Source organism: Gammaproteobacteria bacterium (genome assembly GCA_013696315.1).
GTDB lineage: Bacteria > Pseudomonadota > Gammaproteobacteria > JACCYU01 > JACCYU01 > JACCYU01.
Map to the genome: position 1 here is coordinate 1 of JACCYU010000199.1, position 2,200 is coordinate 2,200.

Genomic DNA, 2,200 nt, shown 5'->3' on the forward strand with positions numbered 1-2,200 from the left:
TGCAGACCAGCATGGTCTTGTCGGACAGCGGGTCCAGAAACTGTCCGAGCCGGCTCTCCCAGTGGAAACGCTTGGCGAGGAACCCGTCCACCGCATCAGACGCGCCCATTACCGCGAACAGGCTTAAGGCCGCTGCGTAATGTCCGCCGGCAAGCAGACCCATAAGCGGCGCCACGAGCGCAAACCGCAACACGGTGATCAGATTCGGGAGATGTCGTAACTGCACCTTCACGACCGTTTGAGTCCGCGCGCGCGGCGGCGGCCCGCGTTCACTGGAGCATCCGGAAATGCAGCGCCGGCGCGCGTTCGCGGACGTACACAGGTTTGTCCCCGTCCGCAGGTTTAACCCTGAGCGGAGCCGGGGCAAGCACCGGCAACGGCGCTGCTTCCAGCACGTCCCCCAGCCCGATGAGCCGCCTGATATTGGCCTCGTCGCCGCTCACCTCCAGCAGAAAACTGGCGTAGCCGGGCCCGATCCGGTAGATCCGATGGCTTCTAGCCAGCGCGAGATTGTCCAGATACGTTTCCAGTCTGGCGAAGTCTTCCAGCGAGTCCACGCCTTCCACCGACATCAAAAGTCCGCCCTGCGCGCCAGCGGTTTCGACTACCGCCAGTCGGTCGGCGAGCGAGTCGGCGACAAAATGCAGGCCATCGCCCAGCACCGCCTCTAGACTGCCGCCCTTGAGACTGGCGGCCGATGGCTCACCGCCGTAATAAAGCTGCCAATTGGCGCGCCAGTCGTCATCGCGCAAGGCCGCAACTGTCGCGATCACCACGGCGTCGGCATCGTACCGCGCGGATGCCTGGAGCACGTTTTCATCGAAGCCGCCGAGTACGTCCGCGACATCGACCTGCGCGCGATCCTCCAAGTCCAGCAACGGAAACAGCGCCGGGATCCCGCGTCGCGCCGCGACCGTTCTGACCACGCGATCGGCCCGTCCGCCATGGTCTTCAGCGACCAGGTATCGCCGGTCGCCGCGCTGCACCGCCAGCCAGATGAGCACCGCGGGCCGCTCGTCTACCCACACCGGCAAATCACCGTCGGTCAACGCCGCGTCCACTGCCGTGCCGTCGAATAACACGTCGAGCGTGGTCGCGTGGCCTCTTGCGCGGTATCCGAACTGCTGAACAAACGTCGACGCCGACGCCAGCAACGTGGCGGCCGCCGGCTGCGCCGCGATTTCGCGGTCGCCGGTGACCTTGACCAGTACCGCTTCCAGCGCGTCCTTAAAGGCCTGCTCGCGCGCGGCGGGTTCCTGGCTATCCACCGCCACCTCCGCCCGGTACAGATCACTTACGGCAGCGGCGCGCGCGCAATCCACCGCGCCGATCGAACCCATCAGCAGGAGCACGATGCCGGACAGAAAAAGGGCAAAATCAGTCGAGAAACGCAGCACGTAACGACTGTCCATAAATCAGCCGGGGGAGTTGCTTGAAGAAAGTACGATAACATAGATGATTCAGCACCATAGTTTACAGTTCCGCGCGACATCGTTACCATCATAATCCGTACCTGACCGTCACTACCCCGATGCCCGAGTACCCGGAATCAACGCCCTGTCTGCGCTATTGTGACGCGGGTGTGGATATCGATGCGGGCGAGGCGCTAGTGGAACGCATCAAACCCGCCGTCACAAGCACCTTGCGACCCGAGGTGCTGGGTGGACTGGGCGGCTTCGGCGCGCTGTTCGAGCTGCCCGTGGCGCACTACCGTCAGCCCGTGCTCGTCGCCGGCACTGACGGTGTCGGCACCAAGCTCAAGCTCGCCAGCGAACTCGGCCGGCACGACACCATCGGTATCGATCTCGTGGCCATGTGCGTCAACGACGTGCTGGTGCAAGGCGCCGAACCGCTGTTCTTCCTCGATTACTACGCCACCGGGAAACTCGAAGTCGATGCCGCCGCGCGGGTCATCGAGGGCATCGCCGCCGGCTGCCTGGAGGCCGGCGCCGCGCTGGTGGGCGGCGAAACCGCCGAAATGCCGGGCATGTATGCGCCGGGTGATTACGATCTCGCCGGATTTTGCGTCGGTGTGGTGGAAAAAGACCGGATTCTCGGCGGTTCACGGGTGCGGCCGGGCGATGCGATCGTCGGCATGGCCTCGACCGGGCCGCACTCAAACGGCTATTCGCTGATCCGCAAAATTCTTGGGAATAGCGGTGCGGCCTTCGATCAGCGCTGCGGCGATACGACCTTGGGC

The 2,200-nt window shown here is 64.3% G+C and carries 3 protein-coding genes; 1 reads left to right on the forward strand and 2 read right to left on the reverse strand.

The window, feature by feature from the left end:
* Positions 1-226: CDP-alcohol phosphatidyltransferase family protein (locus H0V34_11595; protein MBA2492304.1), on the reverse strand; the 226-nt coding region annotated here is incomplete at its 3' end.
* A 43-nt stretch (positions 227-269) separates the two neighbouring features.
* Positions 270-1,412: a DUF2066 domain-containing protein gene (locus H0V34_11600; GenBank protein MBA2492305.1), complete on the reverse strand. Its 1,143-nt coding sequence runs from the start codon at positions 1,410-1,412 to the stop codon at positions 270-272.
* A gap of 119 nt (positions 1,413-1,531) precedes the next feature.
* Here H0V34_11600 and H0V34_11605 point away from each other — a divergent pair.
* Positions 1,532-2,200, forward strand: a 669-nt coding sequence (locus H0V34_11605) for a phosphoribosylformylglycinamidine cyclo-ligase (GenBank protein ID MBA2492306.1), incomplete at its 3' end; no start/stop codon positions are given.

Excerpts from the sequence above, each read along its gene's own strand:
- H0V34_11600 (MBA2492305.1), bottom strand. The coding sequence starts at position 1,412 with ATGGACAGTCGTTACGTGCTGCGTTTCTCGACTGATTTTGCCCTTTTT.